This window comes from Ruegeria sp. I3, from assembly GCF_056532525.1.
The window spans coordinates 542,530-566,963 of record NZ_JBQFNI010000001.1 but is presented as its reverse complement, the minus strand read 5'-3'; the positions used below and the strand labels follow the sequence as shown (position 1 = coordinate 566,963).

The 24,434-nt window shown below is 56.7% G+C and carries 30 protein-coding genes; 14 read left to right on the top strand and 16 right to left on the bottom strand.

Annotated elements, in window-relative coordinates:
- Positions 1-25: 25 nt before the first annotated feature.
- Positions 26-991, top strand: a complete 966-nt coding sequence (gene bhcD, locus ACR0L9_RS02975; protein WP_480894706.1) for an iminosuccinate reductase BhcD — start codon at positions 26-28, stop codon at positions 989-991.
- A 59-nt stretch (positions 992-1,050) separates the two neighbouring features.
- Here the strand turns inward: bhcD and ACR0L9_RS02970 are convergent, their stop codons facing one another.
- Positions 1,051-1,836 carry an inositol monophosphatase family protein gene (locus tag ACR0L9_RS02970; protein WP_170392295.1) on the bottom strand — a complete coding sequence of 262 codons (786 nt, stop codon included), beginning with the start codon at positions 1,834-1,836 and terminating at the stop codon, positions 1,051-1,053.
- A 95-nt stretch (positions 1,837-1,931) separates the two neighbouring features.
- Positions 1,932-2,837, bottom strand: a complete 906-nt coding sequence (locus ACR0L9_RS02965) for a LysR family transcriptional regulator (RefSeq protein WP_170564044.1) — start codon at positions 2,835-2,837, stop codon at positions 1,932-1,934.
- A gap of 94 nt (positions 2,838-2,931) precedes the next feature.
- Between ACR0L9_RS02965 and metF the strand changes: the two genes are divergently transcribed.
- The gene (gene metF / locus ACR0L9_RS02960) at positions 2,932-3,798 is read left to right on the top strand and encodes a methylenetetrahydrofolate reductase [NAD(P)H] (protein WP_480894704.1); all 867 of its coding nucleotides are present in this window, start codon (positions 2,932-2,934) and stop codon (positions 3,796-3,798) included.
- Between the two features lie 203 nt (positions 3,799-4,001).
- A complete protein-coding gene (locus tag ACR0L9_RS02955; RefSeq protein WP_480894702.1) occupies positions 4,002-4,664 on the top strand; it encodes a J domain-containing protein in 663 nt (220 codons plus the stop codon).
- Between the two features lie 61 nt (positions 4,665-4,725).
- On the opposite strand, the gene ACR0L9_RS02950 is transcribed toward ACR0L9_RS02955, so the two are convergent.
- The gene (locus tag ACR0L9_RS02950) at positions 4,726-5,244 is read right to left on the bottom strand and encodes a YHS domain-containing (seleno)protein (protein ID WP_170420652.1); all 519 of its coding nucleotides are present in this window, start codon (positions 5,242-5,244) and stop codon (positions 4,726-4,728) included.
- A 243-nt stretch (positions 5,245-5,487) separates the two neighbouring features.
- Between ACR0L9_RS02950 and yghU the strand changes: the two genes are divergently transcribed.
- A complete protein-coding gene (yghU, locus tag ACR0L9_RS02945) occupies positions 5,488-6,363 on the top strand; it encodes a glutathione-dependent disulfide-bond oxidoreductase (RefSeq protein ID WP_170625217.1) in 876 nt (291 codons plus the stop codon).
- A 9-nt stretch (positions 6,364-6,372) separates the two neighbouring features.
- Here the strand turns inward: yghU and ACR0L9_RS02940 are convergent, their stop codons facing one another.
- Both ACR0L9_RS02940 and ACR0L9_RS02935 read right to left on the bottom strand, forming a co-directional pair.
- Positions 6,373-7,161, bottom strand: coding sequence for an SseB family protein (locus tag ACR0L9_RS02940; RefSeq protein WP_480894699.1), 789 nt, complete (start codon positions 7,159-7,161; stop codon positions 6,373-6,375).
- The gene (locus tag ACR0L9_RS02935; protein WP_480894698.1) at positions 7,154-7,741 is read right to left on the bottom strand and encodes a uracil-DNA glycosylase family protein; all 588 of its coding nucleotides are present in this window, start codon (positions 7,739-7,741) and stop codon (positions 7,154-7,156) included. Before ACR0L9_RS02935 ends, ACR0L9_RS02940 begins: the two co-directional genes overlap by 8 nt.
- Before the next feature lie 208 nt (positions 7,742-7,949).
- Here ACR0L9_RS02935 and ACR0L9_RS02930 point away from each other — a divergent pair, with 208 nt between their 5' ends.
- Genes ACR0L9_RS02930 through ACR0L9_RS02915 form a run of 4 tightly spaced genes read left to right on the top strand, consistent with a single transcriptional unit; the run spans position 7,950 to position 12,524 of the window.
- Complete coding sequence (locus ACR0L9_RS02930) at positions 7,950-8,609, top strand: ABC transporter ATP-binding protein (protein ID WP_170392311.1); 660 nt, start codon at positions 7,950-7,952, stop codon at positions 8,607-8,609.
- Positions 8,587-10,173 carry a KpsE/RkpR family capsule polysaccharide export protein gene (locus ACR0L9_RS02925; RefSeq protein ID WP_480894697.1) on the top strand — a complete coding sequence of 529 codons (1,587 nt, stop codon included), beginning with the start codon at positions 8,587-8,589 and terminating at the stop codon, positions 10,171-10,173. The genes ACR0L9_RS02930 and ACR0L9_RS02925 overlap by 23 nt, the downstream gene beginning before the upstream one ends.
- A 5-nt stretch (positions 10,174-10,178) precedes the next feature.
- Positions 10,179-11,012, top strand: coding sequence for a 3-deoxy-8-phosphooctulonate synthase (gene kdsA / locus ACR0L9_RS02920; RefSeq protein ID WP_480894695.1), 834 nt, complete (start codon positions 10,179-10,181; stop codon positions 11,010-11,012).
- A gap of 15 nt (positions 11,013-11,027) precedes the next feature.
- The gene (locus ACR0L9_RS02915) at positions 11,028-12,524 is read left to right on the top strand and encodes a phosphomannomutase/phosphoglucomutase (RefSeq protein ID WP_480894693.1); all 1,497 of its coding nucleotides are present in this window, start codon (positions 11,028-11,030) and stop codon (positions 12,522-12,524) included.
- 51 nt (positions 12,525-12,575) lie between these two features.
- Here ACR0L9_RS02915 and ACR0L9_RS02910 read toward each other — a convergent pair whose 3' ends face one another.
- Positions 12,576-14,504 (bottom strand): AsmA family protein, encoded by a 1,929-nt coding sequence (locus ACR0L9_RS02910; RefSeq protein WP_480894691.1) that lies wholly within the window; start codon positions 14,502-14,504, stop codon positions 12,576-12,578.
- A 93-nt stretch (positions 14,505-14,597) separates the two neighbouring features.
- Between ACR0L9_RS02910 and rimO the strand changes: the two genes are divergently transcribed.
- Entirely contained in the window at positions 14,598-15,995 is a 1,398-nt protein-coding gene (gene rimO / locus ACR0L9_RS02905) for a 30S ribosomal protein S12 methylthiotransferase RimO (RefSeq protein ID WP_480894689.1), read from the top strand.
- A 16-nt stretch (positions 15,996-16,011) separates the two neighbouring features.
- Here the strand turns inward: rimO and ACR0L9_RS02900 are convergent, their stop codons facing one another.
- Together ACR0L9_RS02900 and ACR0L9_RS02895 are read right to left on the bottom strand one after the other, a co-directional pair.
- Positions 16,012-16,368, bottom strand: a complete 357-nt coding sequence (locus tag ACR0L9_RS02900; RefSeq protein WP_480894687.1) for a diacylglycerol kinase — start codon at positions 16,366-16,368, stop codon at positions 16,012-16,014.
- 135 nt (positions 16,369-16,503) lie between these two features.
- Entirely contained in the window at positions 16,504-16,692 is a 189-nt protein-coding gene (locus ACR0L9_RS02895; protein ID WP_255611743.1) for a hypothetical protein, read from the bottom strand.
- Positions 16,693-16,907: 215 nt separating this feature from the next.
- Here ACR0L9_RS02895 and ACR0L9_RS02890 point away from each other — a divergent pair, with 215 nt between their 5' ends.
- Complete coding sequence (locus ACR0L9_RS02890; RefSeq protein ID WP_170401738.1) at positions 16,908-17,150, top strand: CDGSH iron-sulfur domain-containing protein; 243 nt, start codon at positions 16,908-16,910, stop codon at positions 17,148-17,150.
- 3 nt (positions 17,151-17,153) lie between these two features.
- Here the strand turns inward: ACR0L9_RS02890 and ACR0L9_RS02885 are convergent, their stop codons facing one another.
- The 5 genes from ACR0L9_RS02885 to ACR0L9_RS02865 form a co-directional block, all read right to left on the bottom strand.
- Positions 17,154-17,411 (bottom strand): DUF6455 family protein, encoded by a 258-nt coding sequence (locus ACR0L9_RS02885; RefSeq protein ID WP_480894685.1) that lies wholly within the window; start codon positions 17,409-17,411, stop codon positions 17,154-17,156.
- A 4-nt stretch (positions 17,412-17,415) separates the two neighbouring features.
- On the bottom strand, positions 17,416-17,679 hold the full coding sequence (locus ACR0L9_RS02880) for a DUF6455 family protein (protein ID WP_370644304.1): 264 nt from the start codon (positions 17,677-17,679) through the stop codon (positions 17,416-17,418).
- A 17-nt stretch (positions 17,680-17,696) separates the two neighbouring features.
- Positions 17,697-17,948: a DUF6455 family protein gene (locus ACR0L9_RS02875; protein WP_170420623.1), complete on the bottom strand. Its 252-nt coding sequence runs from the start codon at positions 17,946-17,948 to the stop codon at positions 17,697-17,699.
- A gap of 68 nt (positions 17,949-18,016) precedes the next feature.
- Positions 18,017-18,385 carry a YigZ family protein gene (locus ACR0L9_RS02870; RefSeq protein WP_170392333.1) on the bottom strand — a complete coding sequence of 123 codons (369 nt, stop codon included), beginning with the start codon at positions 18,383-18,385 and terminating at the stop codon, positions 18,017-18,019.
- Complete coding sequence (locus ACR0L9_RS02865) at positions 18,385-19,086, bottom strand: M48 family metallopeptidase (RefSeq protein WP_480894683.1); 702 nt, start codon at positions 19,084-19,086, stop codon at positions 18,385-18,387. Before ACR0L9_RS02865 ends, ACR0L9_RS02870 begins: the two co-directional genes overlap by 1 nt.
- Positions 19,087-19,207: 121 nt before the next feature.
- Between ACR0L9_RS02865 and ACR0L9_RS02860 the strand changes: the two genes are divergently transcribed.
- The 3 genes from ACR0L9_RS02860 (at position 19,208) to ACR0L9_RS02850 (ending at position 20,866) form a co-directional block, all read left to right on the top strand.
- On the top strand, positions 19,208-19,456 hold the full coding sequence (locus ACR0L9_RS02860) for a hypothetical protein (protein WP_170392337.1): 249 nt from the start codon (positions 19,208-19,210) through the stop codon (positions 19,454-19,456).
- 136 nt (positions 19,457-19,592) lie between these two features.
- On the top strand, positions 19,593-20,171 hold the full coding sequence (locus ACR0L9_RS02855; protein ID WP_170392339.1) for a nitroreductase family protein: 579 nt from the start codon (positions 19,593-19,595) through the stop codon (positions 20,169-20,171).
- Positions 20,168-20,866, top strand: a complete 699-nt coding sequence (locus ACR0L9_RS02850) for an EI24 domain-containing protein (protein WP_170732989.1) — start codon at positions 20,168-20,170, stop codon at positions 20,864-20,866. Before ACR0L9_RS02855 ends, ACR0L9_RS02850 begins: the two co-directional genes overlap by 4 nt.
- A 1-nt stretch (position 20,867) precedes the next feature.
- Here ACR0L9_RS02850 and ACR0L9_RS02845 read toward each other — a convergent pair whose 3' ends face one another.
- Both ACR0L9_RS02845 and mce read right to left on the bottom strand, forming a co-directional pair.
- The gene (locus ACR0L9_RS02845) at positions 20,868-21,143 is read right to left on the bottom strand and encodes a DUF1467 family protein (RefSeq protein WP_170392343.1); all 276 of its coding nucleotides are present in this window, start codon (positions 21,141-21,143) and stop codon (positions 20,868-20,870) included.
- 5 nt (positions 21,144-21,148) lie between these two features.
- Positions 21,149-21,553: a methylmalonyl-CoA epimerase gene (gene mce, locus ACR0L9_RS02840; RefSeq protein WP_010441821.1), complete on the bottom strand. Its 405-nt coding sequence runs from the start codon at positions 21,551-21,553 to the stop codon at positions 21,149-21,151.
- A gap of 134 nt (positions 21,554-21,687) precedes the next feature.
- Here mce and ACR0L9_RS02835 point away from each other — a divergent pair, with 134 nt between their 5' ends.
- Positions 21,688-22,404, top strand: coding sequence for a response regulator (locus ACR0L9_RS02835; RefSeq protein WP_170609476.1), 717 nt, complete (start codon positions 21,688-21,690; stop codon positions 22,402-22,404).
- Positions 22,405-22,636: 232 nt separating this feature from the next.
- Here the strand turns inward: ACR0L9_RS02835 and aspS are convergent, their stop codons facing one another.
- Positions 22,637-24,412 (bottom strand): aspartate--tRNA ligase, encoded by a 1,776-nt coding sequence (gene aspS / locus ACR0L9_RS02830; RefSeq protein WP_480894680.1) that lies wholly within the window; start codon positions 24,410-24,412, stop codon positions 22,637-22,639.
- Positions 24,413-24,434 lie beyond the last annotated feature (22 nt).

Sequence of the window (24,434 nt, the reverse complement as noted above, 5' to 3'; positions counted from 1 at the left end):
GCCATCAAAAAGAAAGACAAACGCGATGATCATCGTTCCTGAAAAGGAAATCGGCGCTCTGTTAGGCCGACAGGAAAGCTATACTGCGGTTGAGCAAGTGTTTGCCGCGATGGCGGCTGGGGATGCCTACAACTTCCCGGTCGTGCGCGAGGCCATAGGTCATGCGGATGCGCTCTATGGATTCAAGGGCGGGTTTGATCGCGCGGGCATGAACCTTGGCCTGAAAGCAGGCGGGTATTGGCCAAACAATCTGGAAACGCACGGGCTGATCAATCACCAATCCACCGTGTTTTTGTTTGATTCAGATACGGGTCGCGTTCGGGCCATCGTTGGGGGCAACCTGCTGACCGCGCTGCGCACGGCTGCAGCCTCGTCGGTTTCGATCAACCATTTGGCACGCAAGGATGCCAAGGTGATCGGAATGGTTGGCGCCGGGCATCAGGCGACATTCCAATTGCGCGCGGCATTGGAACAGCGGAACTTTGAGAAAGTCATAGGCTGGAACTTGCATCCAGAAATGCTGCCAAATCTCGAAAAGGTCGCGGCTGAAGCGGGGCTGCCTTTTGAGGCTGTGGATCTGCCCGGCATGGTGCAGGCGGACGTGATTGTCACCATCACCTCCTCCTTCGCGCCAACACTGATGTCCGAGCACGTCTCCGACGGCACACACATCGCATGTATGGGCACTGATACCGTCGGCAAACAAGAGGTTGCCACAGACCTGATCGCCCGCGCAAGCGTCTTTACCGACGAGGTCGCGCAGGCCGTGACATTGGGTGAAAGCCAGCATGCCGTGGCTGCCGGAATGAAAGCCGAAGGCGATATCCGGCAGATCGGAGAGGTCATCAACGGCACCCATTCCGGGCGTGTGTCCGAGGCTGAGGTGACCGTGTTCGACGGTACTGGCGTGGGGCTGCAAGATCTTGCGGTGGCCAGCGCGGCAGTTGATCTGGCGGTCCAGCAAGGGATCGCGATCGAGGTCGACTTCTAAACCAAAACGCGCGCCCGGACCGGACGCGCGTACCATGATCAAATGACCGGGGTTGAATATCAGCCCCGAATTACCTTTGCGAAATTGTCAAAGATCGGTTCATTGGCGCAGATCACTTCGCCATCCTCAAGCACGCTGCCTTCGGGGTTCAGCGCCTGAACAAAGCCGCCCGCCTCTTTCACGATGATGATGCCTGCGGCCAGATCCCAGGCGTTCAGGCGACGCTCCCAAAAGCCTTCGTAACGACCGGCGGCCACATAGGCCATGTCCAGCGCGGCAGCACCCCAGCGACGAACACCAGCACAGGCAGGCATCAGACGGGCCAGGTCCTGCAAGGTCGCAGGCAGGTCCGAACGGCCACCGAATGGCAGACCTGTCGCGAAGATTGACTCGATCATGCGATGGCGGCCCGACACACGGATGCGCATGTCGTTCATCCACGCACCTTCGCCTTTTTCGGCAAAGAACATCTCATCCTTGGCAGGGTCATAGATCACACCCGAAACGATCTTGCCCTTATGTTCCAACGCGATTGAAACGGCCCAGTGCGGCAGCCCGTGCAGGAAGTTGGTGGTCCCATCCAGCGGGTCGACGATCCAGCGACGAGTCGGGTCTTCGCCGTCAATCGCGCCGCCCTCTTCGGCCAGCCAACCATAGGTCGGACGGGCACCCAGCAATTCCTCTTTCAGGATGGCTTCGGCCGCGATATCGGCCTTCGACACAAAGTCGCCCGCACCTTTCATCGACACCTGCAGGTTCTCGACTTCACGAAAATCCTTGACCAGAGAACGCCCCGCCTTACGCGCGGCCTTGATCATGATGTTGAGATTTGCACTGCCAACCATTTTCCAAAGGCTCCTGTCCGGTCAAGCCGCGCGTATACTGGGGCAACGCGCCCTTGCCAAGAGGAATGATGCGCATGGCTGATCTGCGTCCGGTGTTATTGAGTCTGAAGCTTACGCGCCTCGGTCCGCGCCAGTTTCACCAACTCTTGCACAAAGGGTTTTTCAAGGTCTTCGCTGCGGACCGCAGCATATAACCTGCGGGTAATCCCATCTTTGGTAAGCGGGCGCGTGACGTAGTCCGAGCTATACTTTACCTCGCGCACCACCCAGTCCGGAAGAACGGATATGCCCCTATTCGAAGCCACCAACAACAAGATAACAGCGGTCAGTTCAACTTGTCGGATGGTGGCAGGCTCGACCCGGGCCGGGATCAGCAACTGACTGAAAACATCCAACCGGGTTCGTTCGACCGGGTAGGTAATCAGTGTCTGACCTCGGAAATCTTCAGCTTCGATATAGGGCTTTTCAGCCAATGGATGCGAAGACGCCGCGACAAATACGGCCTGGTAGTCAAAGAGTTCGACAAATTCGACACCCGGCAGATCTTCGGGGTCAGAGGACACCACCAGATCAACCTCTTCCTTCTGCAAGGCGGGCAACGCGTCGAATGCAAGGCCCGGGCGGATATCCACATCAACGTCTGACCAGGATTTACGGAAAGCTTCAAGCACCGGAAACAGCCACTCGAAACAAGCGTGACATTCGATCGCAATGTGCATCCGACCGGTGCGACCGTCGCGCAGCGATGAAAACTCATCCTGCATCGCCTCGACCTGAGGCAGAATTTGTTCAGCGAGCCGCAGCAGCCGCAAACCAGCTGCCGACAACTTCATCGGCTTGGATCGACGTAAAAACAGCTCGACCCCGGCCTGATCTTCCAACCCCTTGATTTGGTGACTTAGTGCGGATTGCGTGATGTTTAGCTGATCAGCTGCACGCGCAAGCCCACCGCATTCGTGGATGGCTTTGATCGTCCGTAAGTGGCGAAATTCGATATGCATTACTCACGCAACTCATGTTGTTGTTGAACAATATGAGTTTGTCTCACAATGCATCTGATGGCACAAGGGCATAAATGACAGCTACGAGGCCAACATGACCAAGCCTGAGATTTCATTCGAGTTCTTCCCGCCGCAGACTCTGGAGGCCTCGTTTCGCCTTTGGGATACGGTTCAGACCTTGGCGCCGCTGAACCCACGGTTTGTATCGGTGACCTATGGTGCTGGTGGTACAACACGTGAGCTGACGCGTGATGCAGTTGCAACCTTGCACAGATCCTCGGGGCTGCCTGTTGCTGCGCATCTGACCTGTGTCGATGCCTCGCGTCAGGAGACGCTTGAGATCGCAGACACATTCGCGCGCGCAGGCGTTCAGGATATCGTTGCCCTGCGTGGCGACCCCCCTAAAGGTCTAGACCGGTTCGCCCCCCACCCTGATGGTTTCACCAACTCGGTAGAACTGATTTCTGCACTGGCCGAGACCGAGATGTTCAGCATCCGTGTCGGCGCCTATCCGGACAAACATCCCGAAGCAAGCAATGCCCGCGCTGATGTGGATTGGTTAAAGGCCAAGCTGGATGCGGGCGCGGACGAGGCGTTGACCCAATTCTTCTTCGAGGCTGAAACCTTCTTCCGGTTTCGCGATGCCTGCGAAAAAGCGGGGATCGACAAGCCTATCGTACCGGGCATTCTTCCCATCGAGAACTGGAAGGGTGCGCGTAACTTTGCAAAACGCTGTGGCGCCCACATTCCCGACTGGATCGAGAACGCATTTGACAAAGCAATCCGGGACGATCGCGAAGATCTTCTTGCGACGGCGCTATGCACCGAACTCTGCTCGGACCTGATAGAAGGCGGTGTGGACAAACTGCATTTCTATACGCTCAACCGACCTGAGCTTACTCGGGATGTCTGCTTTGCCCTGGGCATTACACCCCAGACCGAATTGCAGAACGTCGCCTGATCCCACTGTTTTTGCGCTTGCCCTGTATCGCCGGGCATGGCAGTCGTCTGCCATGCTCATTTGCGACAACCGCTGCGCAGGCGACAATCTCAATATGCACCCGTCAACTGTTGCCCTACCTCAGTCTAATTCCTGAAAAAATTTGACAAAAATGTGATCAATGGCAATCTGACCCCGTTGTAGTTTTAATGAGTGTTTTGAGTATGAAGCCAGTGAGCAAGGTACAGGCTCGGGCCGAAGCGTTGCAGGTTCTTGGTCTGCCCCCAAATGCAAACGCAAACGAGATTCGTGAAGCCTGGCGCAAAATCGCGTTCCACGATCATCCTGATCATACCAACGGTGATTATTCCGGTTTTTCGGATGCTAAATCAGCCTATGATTTTTTGCGTAAAGAAGGGATGACACGCAAAAACGGTGTAGATTCTTCTACACCGCGTCGTCCTCGTCTGAAGAAACGCGTAATCGAACTGGCCGCAGATGAAATCAAAGCTTGTCACGATCTGTTAAAACCCGAACGCGCGCTGAAGGATTTATCGGAACTAGGTGAACCGGACGCCGCCAAAAGCGCCCGCGAATCTTCGGACCATGTTCCTGATGCAATCGGATGCTTCGGGCGCGATCTTACTTACTTCGTTGCATCGTCAGTCTGCGAAGGGTCTAACCGCGTTGCATTGCCAACCTCGGTCCTTTCCGGCTACCGCAAGTCAGAAACAGAGATTCTGACCTTTCGGTCCAAGGGCTCGGGCTCCGGTGAGATTGTCATTCCTGACCCGATACGCGAGAGGAAATTTCCCGGTGCCAAGAGTGTAACAATACGGTTCGAAGCGGATCAACACATGCGGGATATGTTCGAGTTGGCGGGGTGAGAGAACCCGCCAGCGAAAAAAGCCCGGCCTTAGTGGCCGGGCTTTCTTTCATTAATCGGAATCAGTTGGAAATCGGGCCTTCTGATGTGAATTTCGGGATCACGCTGGTCGAAGCGGCATCCCCTTCGATTCCGGGCCAGTTGCCTTCCGCCAGGTCGATGTTGGCCGGAACATCCTCTTCCCAGAAACCAACAACAACATCAGTGATGTTCAGATAGAGCTTGTCATCGACAATACGCCACAGATTTGGGTTGCCCGGAACCTTGCCGCCTTTCGACACGCCGTATGCACAATGGCCATCATATTGCGGTGCGTAAAAGGCCGGGTTTTCCAGAAACTTGTCACGGTTCTCTTCGGTCGCAAACGCCCAGGTTACACCATTATAGTCTGCGGTGATGTCGGCCCGACCGCGAACAGCCTCGGGTTGCGACTGGCCTAAGGGCACCTGATCCAGGCTGCGGTAAGCAACAACGTCGTATCCCGATACGGCAAATCCGGTGCCATCAACATATTGTTCTCCGGCGAACGCGGGCACGGCAAAAGCCATCGTCGCGGCAAGGGTCAGCGCAAAGCGTTTCATGTGATTGGTCCTCATGTCCTTACGGTTTCTGGTCACCCGAACTGCGGGTCTGGTCAAACAATAGGTAATTTTGGCCCGGCGCGAAGACCCCCTCGCGCCGCTGTGAAAACCAGAGGGGTTTTGTGAGGTGAACGAGGTGCAATGTTACAAATATCTCGCCACATCCGGGGTTGGACTTTGAGTTTTGCAATATTAGCTGTGAAGGCGGCGGCGTTTTGGCCAAATGATGCAGAAAGGCAAAAGATGAGCGAACAATCCACTTACACACCCCCAAAAGTCTGGACTTGGGACAGCGAAAGCGGGGGACGCTTTGCCAATATAAACCGGCCCATAGCTGGTGCGACCCACGAAAAGGATCTTCCGGTCGGGAAACATCCGCTCCAACTGTATTCGCTCGCCACCCCGAACGGCGTCAAGGTTACGGTCATGCTGGAAGAGCTGTTGGCATTGGGCCATTCCGGGGCCGAATACAATGCGTGGCTGATCAACATCGGTGAAGGTGATCAGTTCAGCTCGGGCTTTGTCGGGGCCAATCCTAACTCGAAGATACCGGCGCTGTGGGATCATTCAGGTGAAACACCTGTGCGCGTTTTCGAGAGCGCCTCCATCTTGCTGCATCTCGCTGAGAAATTCGGTGAGTTTCTGCCCGCCAGCGGTGCCGAGCGGACAGAAGTGATGAACTGGTTGTTCTGGCAAATGGGCAGCGCGCCATATCTGGGCGGTGGCTTTGGCCACTTCTACGCTTATGCGCCTGAGAAATGGCAATATCCGATCGACCGTTTCGCGATGGAGGCCAAACGCCAGTTGCATGTGCTGGAACTGGAACTTGCCGATAAGCCTTATATTGCAGGTCAGGACTATACCATCGCCGACATGGCGATCTGGCCGTGGTACGGGCAGCTTGTTCTGGGCCGTCTATACGATGCGGCAGAATTCCTGGATGTCGAAAGCTATGAAAACGTGATGCGGTGGGCCAAAGCCATCGATGCTCGCCCCGCCGTTCAGCGCGGCCGGATGGTCAATCGTGCGTTTGGAGAGCCGCATACGCAGTTGCACGAACGCCATGACGCCAGCGATTTTGAGACGCGCACGCAGGACAAACTGGAAGCGGCAGACTAACGCCCTGCGCTACTTCAATATTGGGGGCCGCTCGGGATCACTGCCCGGCGCGGCCCTTTCCATTTGGGGCGCTTGAGGCTGGGGCAAATCGAACCGCAGCCCAACCTTTGCCAAGGCAGAAGTAGCCGGATCCTGCACTTCAAAAAAGCCAACATCCAGCGCTCCGGCCTCGATCCCCGAAAAGGTCAATGCCTCGGATACGGCGCGTGCAAGCGCTGGCTGCGCGCCTTCGACCGCTGAAACAAAACCCAATAAATGGCCCTGCCCCCCATCTTCAGTCTTTGTCCCAACCAGAAACGCCGCCGCAGCCAGACCTGCAGCCGTCGCCAGCTTTGCATCAAGCGCGGTCAACAGAACATCTGGCAGACCGGAGGGCGGATAGAATTCGGCAAGTCGCTGCTGCACCTCCTTAGGACCATGCTGCAGCGTGTCAGACAACCAACCGAGCGCTTCAGCGGGGATCAACATCGACGACGGTGCAACATCAAGGTTCAGACCCAGCCCGACCCCCTGCCCCGACAACATCCCTGAAAGAACACGACCCGACAGAGCGACATAGGGGACCGGCCGACCCGCAAATGCCGCCAGTCGTTCCTCAAGATCAAACACCAGAACAAAACGACCATCCGCCACATCGAACAGCTCGGGCGAGATGTTTTCATCCTTCGCTTCCTCGGTCAGCATCAGGAACAGCTCGCTATCGGCCAGTCTTTCGAAAAAGCGTAGTCGAGCGTTGTCGTCTTCCGGGGCCGCCTGCATGGCGTCATGTGCAGCATCCAAAGCTGTGGCTTCAGTCATTCAGAACCTCGTGCACCCGTTTCTGTAGCACCGGCAACAGCTCGGCCTCGAACCAGGGGTTTTTCTTCAGCCAAGCCGTATTGCGCCAGGACGGGTGAGGCAAGGCAAAGACGCGCGGCGCATGGTCTCGCCAAAGACTAACAGTCTCGGTGACCGGTGTGTTCACGCCAAGATGATATTTATGGGCATGACCCCCGACGAGGATCGTCAACGGTACTTCTCCCAACGCAGCCATCACCTTGTCATGCCAGGTGCGCCCGCATATCGGCGGCGGAGGCAGGTCGGCCTTGCGCTCATTGTATCCGGGGAAGCAAAACGCCATCGGCACGATGGATACGCGCGAACGGTCATAAAATGCGTTCTCATCCAGTCCCAGCCAATCCCGCAGCCGGTCACCCGAAGGGTCGGTGAAAGGCTTCCCTGAAGCATGGACGCGCGCGCCCGGTGCCTGACCTGCGATCAAAATGCGCGCACCGGGGCGAAACCAGACCACCGGGCGCGGCTGGTGCGCAGTCGCGGTCTGCGCGAACCTGTCCGCACACAAACGGCAGGCTTGGATGTCCTCAATCAGCGAATTCATCGGATCAACAGGCTTTTGCAATGTTCATCGATGAAGATAGGCATCATCTACCCTCGAGCCAATGAAACCGTCCTTGCAACACATCAATGTCATGAACGCGGATGCGCATTGATCATTTGTTTCATATTTCGACATAATGTGGCCAACATGGATCGGTAGCACACCGATCCTCAAACCGTCAAAACCCCGAGCGATCTGCAGGCCGCACATGCTGGAATTCGAAAATGTCAGCAAGTCTTTCTGGACCGGAACCCGCCGCAAGGTGATTCTGGATCGGGTCTCGTTCCGGGTCGAGCTTGGAACATCTCTTGGCGTGCTGGCCCCGAACGGAACCGGCAAGACCACGTTGATCAACATGATGGCAGGGCTGGAAAAGCCCGACGAAGGCGTGATTCGGCGCGACTGCCGCGTATCCTTCCCCATGGGCTTTGCAGGAGGTGTGGCCAAGCGCCTGTCCGCGCTGGAGAACGCACGCTATATCGCGAAGATCTACGGCATGGATCCCGACTATGTCGAAGCCTACTGCAAATGGCTGTGCAACTTGGGTGAGTATTTCGACCAGCCGCTCGGAACCTATTCGTCAGGAATGCGGGCCCGGTTTACATTTGCACTGATGCTGGCCCTGGATTTCGATATGTATCTGATTGACGAGGGGATGCCCTCGACAACCGATGTTGAGTTCAACAAGAAGGCGGGCGACATTCTGAAAGAGAAGCTGCGCACGACAACCTTGGTGATCGTATCGCACAACCCTTCGCTTCTTGAAAAATTCGCGCGGCAGGCTGCGGTATTGGTAGACGGCCAGCTTTACATGTTTGAAACCTTGGAAGAGGCAAAGCAGCTCTATGACTACCAAACCCAAGGCTAGGAAATACAATCCCGACCGCACGGCACGCGGTTCTGGCACTGCCGAGGCACGCTCGGACGCCATTTCGCGCATCCGAAAGGCGACCCAAGGCACAGACTCGGCTGAAGACACTCAGCAACCGGGCAACGAGTTGGATGCGATCAAACGCGAAGGTCTGACAGGGCGGCAATTGCGCGTCGCGCGGCGTTTGGCGCACAAGAACGGGCTTGCGGCGACGTCTGACTACGATGCGGTCCGGCTGTTACGAAAGAAAGGAATTGATCCGTTTCAGCGCACAAACCTGCTTGATCTGGCAGCTCCTGACAAAGGCAAGCCAACTGGTGATGACGCCGCGCAAGACAATATAAAGATTCACCTGCCGCAAACGACCAGAGACTCGCAGAAGAACCTGCCAGGACCCGAACTCAGCCCGGCCGAACGTCGTGAATATGAAATCGGGCAGATCCAGAAAGACATCGCCCGCCGCCGCCGCCGCAAGCTTGCCGGGCTATTCGCACGATTGACGGTGTTCGTATTCATTCCAACGTTTATCGTGGGCTACTATTTCTATCGCGTGGCGACGCCGATGTATGCCAGCGACTCGGTGTTTTCGATCTTGCAAGCGGATGGCGGCGGTGCCTCGTTCGGTGGATTTCTGGCGGGCACGCAGTTTGCGACGGCGCAGGATTCCGTGTCCACTCAGGAATTTCTGGAATCCAAGGATGCATTGGAACGGCTTGAGCGTGATGTCGGATTTACTGAGTTTTTTCGGCAGGATTGGATAGACCCGATCCAACGATTGCCGGCTGATGCGACGCTTGAAGAAACCTACAAGCTTTATAAGCGTATGATCACAATCGGATATGATCCTAGTGACGGCGTCATCCGAATGGAGGTCGCAGCGCCGAGCCCCGAGATAGCGGTCGATTTGTCCAGGCGGCTTATCTCTTACGCGGAAGAGACCATCAATGGTCTGACTGAATTGAAACGCGAAGACCAGATGCGCGATGCCTTGGCGAGTTTTGAGGCTGCGCAAGAGGCACGCAGACAGGCTCAGGAAGACCTGATCGAACTGCAGCTACAAGGTGCGATACTGGACCCGCAAAGTGTGATCGCCAGCCTGCGAGGAAGGATCGATCAGTTCGAATTCGAGCTGCAGGACAAAGAACTACAATTGGCCGCGCTTCTTGATAATACGCGCCCAAACCAGGCCAAGGTGGATGGTACACGGGCGGATATCGCGCGGCTGCAAGCGGTCCTTGATGAGTTGAATGCCGAGATGCTGGATGTGTCGGCGGGCGAAAATTCGCTGGCGCGTTTGAGCGTGCGAATCCAGATGGCTCAGGCCGATCTGGCGGCGCGTGACATGATGCTGCAAACGGCAATGCAGCAAATGGAAGCCACGCGGACCGAGGCCAATCGGAAAGTGCGGTATCTGACCGTCTCGGTGAACCCGGTCGCCAGCCAGGAACCCAGCTATCCGCGCAAGTTCGAAAATACGATTTTGGCATTCCTGTTATTTGCTGGTATCTACCTGATGATCTCGCTTACCGCGTCGGTCCTTCGTGAACAGGTATCCTCGTAAGACTCATGAAACATGTAAAAATAGCCGACCTGACGGTTGGCAACGACCTTCCGCTGACAATCATTGCCGGCCCTTGCCAGCTTGAAACCGCCGATCACGCCCAAATGATCGCCGGCACCATGAAAGAGGCATGCGACGCCGTAGGTGCGCAATATGTGTTCAAGGCCTCGTATGACAAAGCCAACCGGACCTCGCTGTCCGGCAAGCGCGGCATGGGCATTGAGTCCGGGCTGCAGGTGCTGGAAGATATCCGCAAGACCATGGGCATACCGGTACTGACCGATGTCCATACCGAAGCGCAATGCGCGATTGCGGCTGAGGCGGTCGATATTCTGCAAATCCCTGCGTTTCTGTGTCGTCAGACGGACATGCTGCTGGCGGCGGGCAATACCAGCAAAGCGGTCAACGTAAAAAAAGGGCAGTTTCTTGCCCCGTGGGAAATGCCGAATATCGTCACAAAGATCGAAAGCACTGGCAATCAGAACATCCTGCTGACCGAGCGTGGAACTTCGTTTGGCTACAATACGTTGGTCGCGGACATGCGGTCGCTGCCGCAGATGGCGCAAACCGGATATCCGGTCGTCATGGACGCGACCCACTCGGTGCAACAGCCCGGCGGCCAAGGTGGTTCCTCGGGTGGACAGCGTGAGTTTGCGCCGGTGATGGCGCGCGCCGCTGTATCTCTGGGCGTCGGAGCCGTTTTCATAGAAACCCATCAGGATCCCGACACCGCCCCCTCAGATGGGCCGAACATGATCCCTCTGGATCAAATGGGCCATCTGGTTGACACATTGATGCGATTTGATGCGCTGGCCAAAAAAAACCCAATTCAGATTTAACGATTGAGATTTGTGATGACCAAGCCTTTGCCTGAGGTGACCCCAAACACCTGGAGCTTTCTGCGCGATCCGATGATCAAGCCCACGGGCTTTCGCGAATATGACGCGCGGTGGAAATACCCCGATGAGATCAATCTGCCAGGCATGACGGCCCTGGGTTTGGGTCTGGGCACACAGATGCTCAAACGCGGGATCGAACCCGTGATTGCAGTGGGAAATGACTATCGCGATTATTCCCTGTCGATCAAAAACGCTCTGATCGTTGGACTTATGCAGGCGGGTATTCAGGTGAAAGATATCGGCCCAGCGCTCAGCCCGATGGCGTATTTCGCGCAATTCCACCTGGACGTACCGGCGGTTGCGATGGTCACGGCAAGCCATAACCCGAACGGTTGGACCGGCGTCAAAATGGGCTTTGACCGCCCACTGACCCACGGCCCTGACGAAATGTCGGAACTGCGCGATATCGTCTTGAATGGGGAAGGCGTCGCGCGCCCGGGCGGGTCATATGAATTCGTCGACGGTGTGAAAGAAGCCTATATCGACGATCTGGTCGGTGACTTCAGAATGTCACGTCCGCTGAAAGTGGTCTGCGCCACCGGAAACGGCACCGCCGCCGCCTTCGCGCCCGAGATTTTCGAAAGGATCGGGGTTGAGGTTGTGCCCAGCCACACACGGCTGGATTACACATTCCCCAATTACAACCCGAACCCGGAAGCCATGGAAATGCTGCATGACATGGCCGACACAGTCAAATCCAGCGGCGCGGACCTGGCGCTAGGGTTTGATGGTGATGGCGATCGTTGCGGTGTTGTGGATGACGAAGGCGAAGAGATATTTGCCGATAAGGTCGGCGTCATCATGGCCCGTGATCTGGCCAAGCTGCATCCAGGTTCGACCTTTGTAGCCGATGTGAAATCCACTGGGCTGTTCGCCAGCGATCCCGAGTTGCAAGCGCTTGGGGTCAAAGCCGACTACTGGAAAACCGGCCATAGCCATATGAAGCGCCGCGTCAAGGAAATCGGTGCGCTGGCTGGGTTTGAGAAATCGGGACACTATTTCTTGGCGGAACCGGTCGGGCGCGGATACGACTGCGGAATGCGCGTGGCGGTGGAAATCTGCAAACTGATGGACCGCAACCCGGACAAAAGCATGTCAGACCTTCGGAAAGCACTACCAAGGACATGGTCGACACCCACCATGTCTCCGTACGCAGCGGATACGGAGAAATACGATATACTGCAGCGCCTGGTCGGCAAATTGGTTGCCAAAGCCGACGCCTACGAACGCTTCGCAGGGCGGGCTATCAAAGAGGTCGTGACCGTCAATGGAGCCCGGGTCATTCTGGACAATGGCAGTTGGGGACTCGTCCGCGCGTCATCCAATACACCCAATCTGGTCGTCGTCTGCGAAAGCAGCGAAAGCGAGGATGAAATGCGCGCGATCTTCGCAGATATCGACGCCGTCATTCGAACTGAACCCGGCGTGGGCGAATACGATCAGACAATCTAACTGACACTATGAAGGGCGCCCATTTCGGCGCCCTTTGTTATCGCGCTTAGATCAATCCCCGCCAAACAGCTTGAGCAGGCCTTTCTTGGCCTCATCCTCAAGCTTGTTCTTCAGCGCGTCTTCGATGTGATCGGAATCCGTCACCGTGGTATCCAGTTCTTTACCAACCTTTTCCAAAACCTTCTTCTTTGCGTCGTCTTCCAGTTCTTTAACTTTGCCTTCGGCTGCCGCCTCAATGACTTTGGTAAGGTCCGGTTTGATCGACGGGTCGCTCCACGGACCTTTAATTCGGACGGGTACCGATATCCCCTGCCCTGAGTTGGCGCGCAGGGCGACCGGTGTGAACAGATAATCGATATCGCGAGCTCCTAAGCCGATGCGGCCCGTACCGTCCGCCCGGAAATTATCCAGCTGCATCAACAGGTCCTTGTTGGTCAAGTCGCCATTCTTCATCGTAAAGCTCGCCGTAAGGCTGTTGAATACGGTCGTACCACCCGATCCCTTTCCCCGCCCCATAAGGCGGTCAAGATCCAGTCCCGAGATAATGCCCCGCCCGACCTCGATATCTCCTTTGCCGCTGAGCGATCGCATGATCTGATCTTCGCTCTGTCCGACGCCCAGAAATTCAAGATTGCCTGAACCGGTGCCCGAAAGCCGTTTGATATCCCCCAGCGTTTCGAGCGCCTCGTTGATATCGATATTGGCGGCTTTCAGATTTCCACCAACCGACAGACCGTTGCGATTATTGGCGACCACCTGGCCATTCAATTGCCCCGAGAACAGCGAGGCCGGGTGCATCTGCAATACAGCCCGCGACCGATCAAGGCTGAGTGTGAGATCACTTTTCCCAAAGGTCATACCCGGAACCGCAATCGAGGTGGCTTGCAAGCGGATCTTGCCATTTGCCAGCGCCAGAAACGACGCATCAATTGGGGCTTTTGACCACCCTTCCGTATCTGAGGTGCCGTCAGAAGCGTTGCCTCCGCTTACCTTCGATAAGTCGAGATCGCCTGCGTTCAGACGCGCAGTCATCTGGGGTGGATTTGAAATCTGGATATCAGCTTCCCCCTCAAGCCGGTTTTGATCCAGAACCGCGATCATGTTGCGCAATGAAATCCGCCCGTCCCGGGTATAGGTCATCTGCCCGGATACGCTCGCGACCTGTCCTAGTCCCTCCGGAACGGTGACTCCTCCCTGACCAAACGCGGCCAGCATCCTTTGGGTGTCCTTGGCCGTGACCGTCGTCTTGCCATCCATTTCGCCGGCCAGATTCACCCGGCCCGAGAACTGAATATCTCCGCCAGGCGCGGTTAGGCTCAGCTGCAACGGCGTGACAGCGCCGCTGGAAAATGCGGGCAAGTCGGGGATAGTAAGGTCCACTGCGACGCTGCCTCCGGGGACGGACATACTGGCTTGCATTTCCATTGGGGCCGTTACGTCAGGCCAGCGGGCCGAAAGATCGACATCGGCAAAATCCATACTAACCGCGCCATTCTCAAGATAGATTAGGCGCGCATTGGTCAGTTCCAACCGCTCGAGCGTGATGGGTCGGCTTTCAACGGCTTGCGCCGTAGCGCCCGTTTGCGAGGAGTTACCTGGCTGATGTAGCTCCCAGTTGCCGCGCCCATCGGCGCGTTCAAGGCGTAGAACCGGGCTATCGGCCAACACCCGTTTGATCCGGATATTCCCAGACAACAACGCCGAGGCATCGACCCCAACCGCGAGGCTTTGGGCGCTAAGCATCGGTTCCGGCCCGGCCCAAGGCGCATTGCCAAATGTCACAGGGCCGGTTTCCATCCCCAATACCGGCCAAAATGACAGTTTGACGTCACCGGTCAACTCGAGATCGCGGCCTGTTTGCGCCTTGACTTGTTCAGCAAGTATTGTCGCCAGTTTTTCGCCTGGCATCAGCAGCAAGGCACCAATGACCAGCCCGAAGGCTGCAACTATGAGAAATAGAAAACGAATGAGCCACTTCATGGGTCTGCCTTTCCGGCCTTTCTGCTCTGTTTCAAGTCAGCCCCGAGCGGGCGGGATTTGCAAGGGGAAGCTTTCCCCTCTATATGCCCGGCCATGAACACGAACCCACCGAACCTCCGCCCCGATCTAGCCCCAGAGGCCCGGATCGCCGAGACGCCCCGCCGTGGCCAACCGACCCTTGGAATGGTGTCGCTGGGTTGTCCAAAAGCGCTGGTTGACAGCGAACGTATCCTGACCCGGTTGCGGGCCGAGGGGTACGGTATTTCGCCGGACTACACGGGTGCTGATGCCGTTATTGTGAATACCTGCGGGTTTCTGGACAGCGCCAAGGCCGAGTCGCTGGACGCAATTGGCGAGGCATTGGTTGAAAACGGCAAGGTCATTGTGACCGGCTGTTTGGGGGCTGAGCCTGACTATATCCGGGAACACCATCCGCGCATTCTGGCGGTTACAGGACCGCATCAGTACGAACAGGTGCTGGACGCAGTACATGCAGCCGTACCACCCGACCCAAACCCTTATGTCGATCTGCTGCCCGCTTCGGGCGTCAAACTTACCCCGCGCCACTATAGCTATCTCAAGATTTCCGAGGGCTGTAATCATAAGTGCAAGTTTTGCATCATCCCCGACATGCGCGGTAAACTCGCAAGCCGCCCGGCCCATGCAGTGCTGCGCGAGGCCGAGAAACTGGTCGACAGCGGCGTGCGCGAACTGCTTGTGATCTCACAGGATACCTCGGCCTATGGGCTGGATCGTAAGTATGACGTGAACCCATGGAAAGATCGGGAGGTGCGCAGCCATATCACCGATCTGGCGCGTGAACTGGGCCAGTTCGATGCGTGGGTCAGGCTTCATTACGTCTATCCCTACCCCCATGTGCGCGATTTGATCCCGCTGATGGCAGATGCGGGTAGCAATGTGCTGCCGTATCTCGACATTCCATTCCAACATGCGCATCCCGATGTTCTGAAACGTATGGCCCGCCCTGCCGCCGGGGCAAAAACTCTGGACGAGATTGCCAACTGGCGCGCTATTTGTCCGGATATCACTTTGCGGTCCACGTTCATCGTCGGCTACCCCGGCGAAACCGAGGCAGAGTTCCAGACGCTCCTGGACTGGATGGACGAAGCGCAGTTGGATCGTGTCGGCTGTTTCCAGTACGAAAATGTCGATGGCGCCCGCTCGAACGACCTGCCGGATCATGTCCCGGCCGAGGTCAAGCAAGAGCGATGGGAGCGTTTCATGGAGAAAGCTCAGGCCATTTCTGAGGCCAAGCTGGCAGCAAAGGTTGGCCAAAAACTCGATGTCATCGTAGACGAGGTGGATGAAGAGGCCGCGACCTGCCGTACCAAGGCCGATGCTCCAGAAATCGATGGTAACTTGTTTATCGACGAAGGCTTCGAAGGCCTGAAACCCGGGGATATCGTCACGGTCGAGGTAGATGACGCCGGAGAATACGACTTGTGGGGGCGTTTGCACCCCTCGGCGTAACGAAAGGCGTCTGTCCCTAGAGCAAGCCGATCAAAATCACGATCCACGCCACTCCGGCAGCGACTGCAGACAACGCCACCGCTGCACTTGCTGCATCCTTGGCTTGCCCCGCCAACGCGTGGTGCTCGGTCGAGGTGTGATCGACGGCACGCTCGATGGCCGTATTAAATAGCTCGGCCACCAAGACCAGAATGCCCAGAGCAAGGATCAGCGCCCGTTCTGCCGTACCTAGAGGGAGTGCAAGCGCCAATAAAGCTGAAATCAGGTTGGCCCAAACCCACCCACGAAACGAATACTCTTGCCGCCAGGTTGTAGCCAGGCCCTGCCAGCTCCAGCGGGTACGATCCTTTAGGTGGTCAAAGAATTTGCGCATGGGGTTTCCGATCAGTCATCCTGCAAGAAGACGTCCGCGACCCACGGCAGAAAGGCAAGAAAAAACCGCCTCGAGGGCGGTGTTCTTTTTAGAGGTGCGCAGGCGGCCCTGCGATCAGAACCGCCTGCTGAATACTTATTGGGTGACCGGGTTACATACGGTCTGGCCTGCTTCGGTTGTGGCCAGTTCATAACCTGCCGAGCAACTGGGTGTACCAAACTTGTCATAGTCGGGCTGGATGTAAACCGGGGTCGGTTCCTCTTGCTGCGAGCACGCAGTCAATACAACGGCCGTGGCGCAGATAGCAGCAAATTTCAGTTTCATGTCCATCAATCCTCTATTACTTTTCTGATATTGCCCAGTTTTTCGGGGCCGGTATCAGAATAGGACCAAGAATTTCATATGGCAACCGAATCGATAACGCATTCGTGAATAAAGGCGAAACCACGCTGGAAAGCGGGTTTTCATTCGCAGTCTACCTTTTTTGACAAAGAGCCCTAAACTTTGACTTCGACATCAGCCAAAGACGGAGTAGCCACATGTCAGACGCCCCGATCATCGCCCAGAAATCGCCCTATCCGGTCGAAGTGACCGAAGGAAAAACCTATTTCTGGTGCGCCTGTGGCAAATCCAAGCGGCAACCGTTTTGCGATGGTTCGCACAAAGATACGTCGTTTGAACCCGTAAAATATACTGCTGATGCCAGCAAGAAGGTCTTCTTCTGTGGCTGCAAGCACTGCGCCAACCCGCCGTTATGCGACGGAACGCACAATAAGCTCTGAAAGTCAGGTCAAGTCGTTCAAAACCTGAGCATTGGCACAAAAATCAGGCGCTTTCTCAGCCAGTCCTTGTTGTGCAGCAAGCCATATCTGACAACGTTCGTCGCATATTGCGCCCCGGCATCGGGTCACCATCTGAGCGTAGTCGGCAGGTGTCAGTTTCCCTTCGGCCATTGCTTCGGTCAGAGAAATCCCTAAGGATCGCGCGACCGAGCGTGTCAGCCAAAAGTGTTTTTCGATCTCGCCCAGTGATGTTCGATCCATTTGATCACCTTTGCTTGCTGACCCTCAAGGTGGCGAACCTGTGTCGGTTTGGGCAGGTGCAGGGCGCGCTTTCCGCCGTTTCGTTCTCGTTCAACCAGTCTGGGCATGCCCGCGCCCATTCGCACCCGCGGCAGAGCTGAACCATATCTGCCCATTCCTGTTGGCTCAGGTGCCCGTCGCGATGTGCGGTGGCAAGGTCGGCTCCCGTCGCCTGTGCCATTCGCAATACAAGGCGAAGATGGGTCATGATCCGTCCAAGTCGTGGCACGGTACCCCCCTTTGGCGTTACGGCTTGAGCCTGTTCAGCAGCTCGTGATTGCGGCAGTATTCAGGTGTGTCGGGCGCTGTCAGGTTCTTGGCCAGAAAGGCCTTGCAATGGCCCGGATTCGGGCATTCCGTGCACCGCAATACCGCGTCCGAGATTTCGTCGAACTGTAAGGCCCCTTCGATGGCAACTTCTTGCAAATCTACGCCCAGCGTCGTGGCCATCCGATCTACAAGGTCGGCGTGACGTCGCAGCGTTTCACGATCAGACATGCGGTTTCCTTTTCCATTCACTCTATGGAAAGGGTAACGCATGCCCCGCACAGTGCCCTTGACACAGGTCAATGCCCGGTTGCCAGCTGGTCCAGATAGGCCCGCGTGGCGTCCTGCACGCGGCGAAAGCGGTCCCCGCCCAGCTTCTTGCCACCGTACCAGCGTGTCACGATGATTACGTGATCCGTCAGCTCGGCCCGCTCCATCATCCGCAAAATGACCATTGCCGCGCCAGACTCTCCGTCATCGGCCTTGAGCGCACCGTTTGGCAAGATGGCTGCCCACGTGTTGTGAGTTGCCTTCGCATATGCCTTGTCGGATTTCAGTTCCGCCAGTACCGCATCGACATCAGCACGACTGGTGACCCCCGCGCCCGTCACAGCATATTTCGACCCGCGATCACTGAGAACGACACCCAATCGGGTTAAGTTGACCATTATCGTAATCCCAGTTCCCGCGCCGTTTGCAACACAACTTCGACCCGCTGGGCATTGGGAGGGTGCGTGGCAAGGAAACGATCACCCGGATCAGGAATGCGTTGGAAGAAAGCCATCCCGGCCAGCGGGTTATACCCCGCCGAGTAAGTGATCTGTGTCCCCAGACGATCCGCTTCCAATTCGAACTCACGCGTGTAGTTCTGCACCCCGACCTCAGCGCCCAGCGCCTGTGCGCGCTCAATACCTGCATCGTCCGCGCCCTGATTGCGCGCGAGTTCACCGAATATCCGCGCGCTCTCTTTGGCGTTCTGCGCCTGCCGGGCGATGTGACCCAAAATATGGTGGGCGGCCTCATGGCTCATGACAAAGGCCATCTCGTCCGCGTTCTGCGTTGCATCGATCATCGGCTGTGTAAAAACGACCAGCGGCCGCCCATCCTTGTCCAAGGTCTGAAACGCGTTCGCTGGGGCATTTGACGAGAGATCAACCAAAATCACGAAATCACAATTGGCAGTCCTCGATTGGCGGCGGCATTCCCGGCTTGCGGTCGTTCCGACAGCCCGGCTGACCTGCTCGAATACGCGCGCCCTGTCCTTTTGTCCGGATGACGATGGCTGCCATTGATCGGCCGGGATCGCGATAACAGGCGACATATCGCAAGCCGCCAAGAGCATCACCAGCAACAGGGCAAGACGGCGCATTCACATTCCTTTCGGTCACTCTGTCGGCAGACAAGCATAGCGCGGCATTTAAGGCCGGGCCACAGCCGATTACAGCTTGCAACGGGTTGCATTGCGATCTTATGCCCTGCACTCTGCACATATGTTTTCAATTGAACACGAATTCGACTCGACGGTGATTACGCTGGTGGACGAAGGCGCAAAGCCTTTGCAAGAGGATGTCGTCATCAACAACTTCGCTGAATGCGTCACGCTCGAGCAGTTGGACCCGCGGACCGATCAGATTCAGAAGATTACCCTATCACCAGAGCAGGTACGCGATCTGGCCGCTGCGCTGGATTTGCCCGAGGGCGTTTATCAGATACGTGAGTCCGAGAGCACCAAAGACTAGTGGTTCCTTTTGGATCTTGCGTCTGATCACAAGCAGCAATTCAGATTGAATTTGTCGCCTTTTGATGAGCAGTTTGCCCTTGAAAGAGAACAGTATGCCTCCGACATACAGGCTGCCATGTGAAGGAAGTTAACATATGACCCTGAAGAACCAAGCTGCGCTGGATTTTCTGCACGCGCGCCGGTCTCGTCCGGCCAAAACGCTGGTAGCCCCGGCCCCGACCCGGGAAGAGCTGAGGCCGCTGCTGACTGCTGCAGCGCGCAGCCCGGACCACGGAAAGCTGGAACCCTGGCGTTTTGTTGTTGTCGAGCATGGGGCCATGCAACGCCTTGCAGATCTTACAGAAACTTGTGGTCTCGCCTTGGGAAAATCGCCCGAAGATATCGCCAAGGCGCGCAGCCAATTCGAAATGGGCCATTTGGCGGTTGCTGTTATTGAGGTGCAGAAACCTTCTGACAAGATACCGGCAATTGAACAGACCTATTCAGCGGGTGCGGTATGTCTGGCTCTGCTGAACGCAGCGCTGGCCGCAGGTTGGGGGGCCAATTGGTTGTCCGGCTGGCAATCGCATGATCGCGAGTTTTGCGAACAGGGGCTTGGCTTGGCCGAAAACGAGAAGATTGCAGGCTTTATCCATATCGCAACCGAAGGTACGACCCCGCCCGAACGACCGCGCCCCAATGTGGCGGCACTAACCCAATGGGTTTCCGAATGATCATCATCCAGTCGTTTCTACAGGCGCTGGGACAGATCGGCGACCCAAGATTCCGCAAGGTACTTCTGTTGGGTGTTGGCCTGACATTCGCGTTGTTGGTGGCTGCCTATGCCGGCTTTTTGTGGCTGATCAACGCGCTGGTCGGCGATCAGGCCACCTTGCCAATACTGGGTGAGGTGACATGGCTGAACGACCTGCTCAGCGTGTCATCATTCCTGCTGATGATGGTGCTGTCGGTGTTTCTGATGGTCCCCGTTGCGTCAGCCATCACCTCGATGTTTCTGGATGAGGTCGCACAGGCGGTTGAGGATAAGCATTACCCCGGTCTGCCGCCGGCTCAGCGCATCCCCTTTGGCGATGCGCTAAGGGATACGCTCAGTTTTCTGGGTGTACTGATCGTTGCCAACCTGTTGGCATTGATCCTCTATGCACTCTTCACGCCATTCGCGTTGTTTATCTTTTGGGGTATGAACGGGTTTCTTCTGGGGAGAGAATATTTCACCCTGGCTGCGATGCGCCGACTGGGGCGCGAGGGGGCGCGAAAGCTGCGCGCAAAGCACGCGACAACCATTTGGGTCGCCGGTATTCTTATGGCGGTCCCGCTCTCTGTGCCATTGGTCAACCTGTTGATCCCGATCCTAGGAGCGGCGACCTTCACGCACATTTATCACGGTCTGTCGGGTAGCCAAACCTGAGCTACTCGCGCGGTTCCAGTTGGTTCAGCCAATCGAAATCGCGCACGCTGATTACGCCGGAGATAATGATGCCTGCAATGATCGCCCACAGCACGACCGATATCCCGGTGGTAATCCACAGCTTCTTCTTCATGTGATGGACTTCCGGCGCACCTGCATGAGTGCCCGGAACAATATCCCCCAGATCCCCCTGCGTTTTGATGCGCACAGGCAGAACAATCAGCAAGGTCAGAAACCAAATTACAGCGAAAAGAACCAGAGCGGCGGTAATGGTCATCGACTTCAGACCTGCTCCAGCTCAACGAGGCATCCGTTGAAATCCTTCGGGTGCAGGAACAACACCGGTTTGCCATGCGCTCCGATCTTGGGTTCACCCGATCCCAGAACGCGCGCACCGGTCTCTTTCAGATGATCGCGGGCCGCGATGATATCCTCGACCTCATAGCAGACATGGTGGATGCCGCCTGATGGGTTCTTTTCCAGAAACCCGTTGATCGGGCTGTTCTCACCCAGCGGATACAGCAATTCGATCTTGGTGTTGGGTAGTTCAATAAAGACCACGGTGACCCCATGATCCGGCTCATCCTGTGGAGCGCCGACTTTGGCGCCAAGCGCATTGCGATACTGGGCCGATGCGGCCTCCAGGTCGGGAACAGCAATGGCTACGTGGTTAAGGCGACCAATCATGGGACTCTCCTTCCTTCTGCGTTGCAGCGGTTATGGGGGCAGTATACCCAAAGGACAAGTGCGCCAAATCGTCGTTAACCCTGTATTAGCCAGAAGTTCCTAGCGTGAGGCATCTGCTAAACAGGAGTTCTGCCATGGACGATTCGGGACCTTTCGCCTCTCCAGCGCTGGCCACCAAGATGCGACCGCTGCTGGGCCAAACAATCCTTGTGGTCGAAGACAGCCGCTATGCATGCGATGCAATACGATTGATGTGCTTGCATAGCGGTGCGCGTATCCGTCGTGCGGATTGTCTGAAATCAGCGCGGCGCCATCTGCAAATCTATCGTCCCTCGGTCCTGATCGTCGATATGGGTCTTCCAGACGGGTCCGGCGCTGACCTGATAGCCGAAATGACCCATGCTGTACCCCGCATCGGTGTCATTCTCGGGCTGTCTGGCGATGACAGCATGCAGGTTATCGCCAGACGCGCAGGGGCAGATGGGTTTCTGGCCAAACCCCTGACCTCGGTCGCTTATTTCCAGACCTCCATACTTGAACTTCTGCCCGAAGATCGCCGCCCAGTAGGTCTGGATTTCGTCAGGGATAATATCGTTCAGCCCGATCCGCTGGCTTATCGGGACGACATGGCCCATATCGCCGACGTGCTTACCGGCCCCACTGATCAGCGCGCATTGGATTATGCGGTACAATTCCTGCAAAGCGTTGCGCGAGACGCCGAAGATACTGTGCTTGCCGAAGCAGCCCGGGACCTCGCCCAATCTCGTGCGCAGGGGACACCGGTCACCGCCCAGGCTGCACGGATTGCGGGTCTGGTTCAGAATCGGCTCGAACGGCAAGAGGCGATCTGAGATGCTGACCGCTTACTTTATTACCGCATCGATTCTTTGCATCTGGGTCTATCGCCTGACACGAGAGACGGCCAAGAGCATCCGCAATCGTCGGGATGCCGCAAATCCACTGGATTGAGCTGAGCTTGTTTTAAGCCCACCACGCAACTCAGATTTGCGTGGCGCGGCGAATACACCGATTGTTTTGCACTGCCCCAAACGTAAACCGCCCGCTCAGGGCGGGCGGCTAGATTTAGTCTTGCGGGATGATCCTGAGACCCAGTTCCATCAACTGATCCGAGGTCGGATCGGATGGCGCGTCCATCATCAGGTCTTCAGCGCGCTGGTTCATCGGGAACATCATGACTTCGCGGATATTAGCCTCATCCGCCAATAGCATCACGATCCGGTCGATACCTGCGGCACAGCCGCCGTGCGGCGGGGCGCCGTAGTGGAAGGCGTTAAACAAGGCGCCAAAGCGGGATTTGACTTCGTCTTCGCCGTACCCTGCCAGTTCAAAGGCCTTCAACATAATCTCAGGCTTATGATTCCGGATCGCACCTGACACCAGCTCGTAGCCGTTGCAGGCCAGGTCATACTGATACCCGCGTACGTCCAGAGGATTGCCCTGCAGCGCCTCCATTCCCCCCTGCGGCATCGAGAAGGGGTTGTGTTCGAAATCAATCGCACCGGTTTCTTCGTCCTGCTCGTAGATCGGGAAATCGACGATCCAGGCAAAGGCAAAGCGGTCTTTCTCGGTGAGGCCAAGTTCTTCGCCGATCACATCACGCGCTTTACCAGCGACCTTTTCGAAGGCTTTTGGCTTACCACCCAGGAAGAACGCGGCATCACCGACGCCCAGACCCAATTGCTGACGGATCGCCTCGGTGCGTTCGGGGCCGATGTTCTTGGCCAGTGGACCTGCGGCCTCCATACCCTCGCCCTGATCACGCCAGAAAATGTAACCCATACCGGGCAGACCTTCTTTCTGGGCAAATGCGTTCATACGGTCACAGAATTTGCGGCTGCCACCGCTCGGCGCTGGGATAGCGCGGATTTCGGTGCCTTCCTGCTCCAACAGTTTCGCGAAAATCGCGAAGCCAGAACCGCGGAAGTGGTCAGAGACCACTTGCATCTTAATGGGGTTCCGCAGGTCAGGCTTGTCGGTGCCGTACCACAGGGCTGAGTCCTTGTAGGAAATCTGCGGCCACTCCTGATCGACCTTGCGCCCGCCCCCGAACTCTTCGAACACACCGGTCAGCACGGGCTGGATGGTGTCGAACACATCCTGCTGCTCGACAAACGACATCTCTAGATCGAGTTGATAGAAATCCGTGGGCGATCGGTCTGCACGCGGGTCTTCATCGCGGAAGCAGGGTGCAATCTGGAAATACTTGTCGAAGCCCGACACCATGATCAGCTGTTTGAATTGCTGCGGGGCCTGCGGTAGGGCGTAGAACTTGCCCGGATGTAGTCGCGAGGGGACCAGAAAGTCGCGTGCGCCTTCGGGCGACGATGCGGTAATGATCGGTGTCTGATATTCACGGAATCCCTGATCCCACATCCGGCGACGCATGGATGCGACAACGTCCGAGCGAAGGGTCATGTTTTGCTGCATCGCCTCGCGTCTTAGGTCGAGGTAGCGATAGCGCAGACGTGTTTCCTCGGGGTATTCCTGATCGCCGAACACCATCAACGGCAATTCGTCGGCAGCACCAAGAACCTCCAGCTCACGCACATAAACCTCGATCTCGCCTGTCGGCAGTTTCGGGTTAATGAGATCAGCGTCGCGGGCTTTGACAATGCCGTCGATGCGGATGCACCACTCGGACCGTACCTTTTCCAGTTCAGCAAATGCCGCACTATCGCCGTCGCACAAAACCTGGGTCATACCGAAATGGTCGCGCAGGTCGATGAACAGTACGCCGCCGTGATCTCGGACACGATGCACCCAACCGGACAGGCGGACGGTTTCACCGACATTGGCGGCGGTCAGAGCGGCGCAGGTGTGGCTGCGATAGGCGTGCATGGATCATATCCCTTCGGGCGCA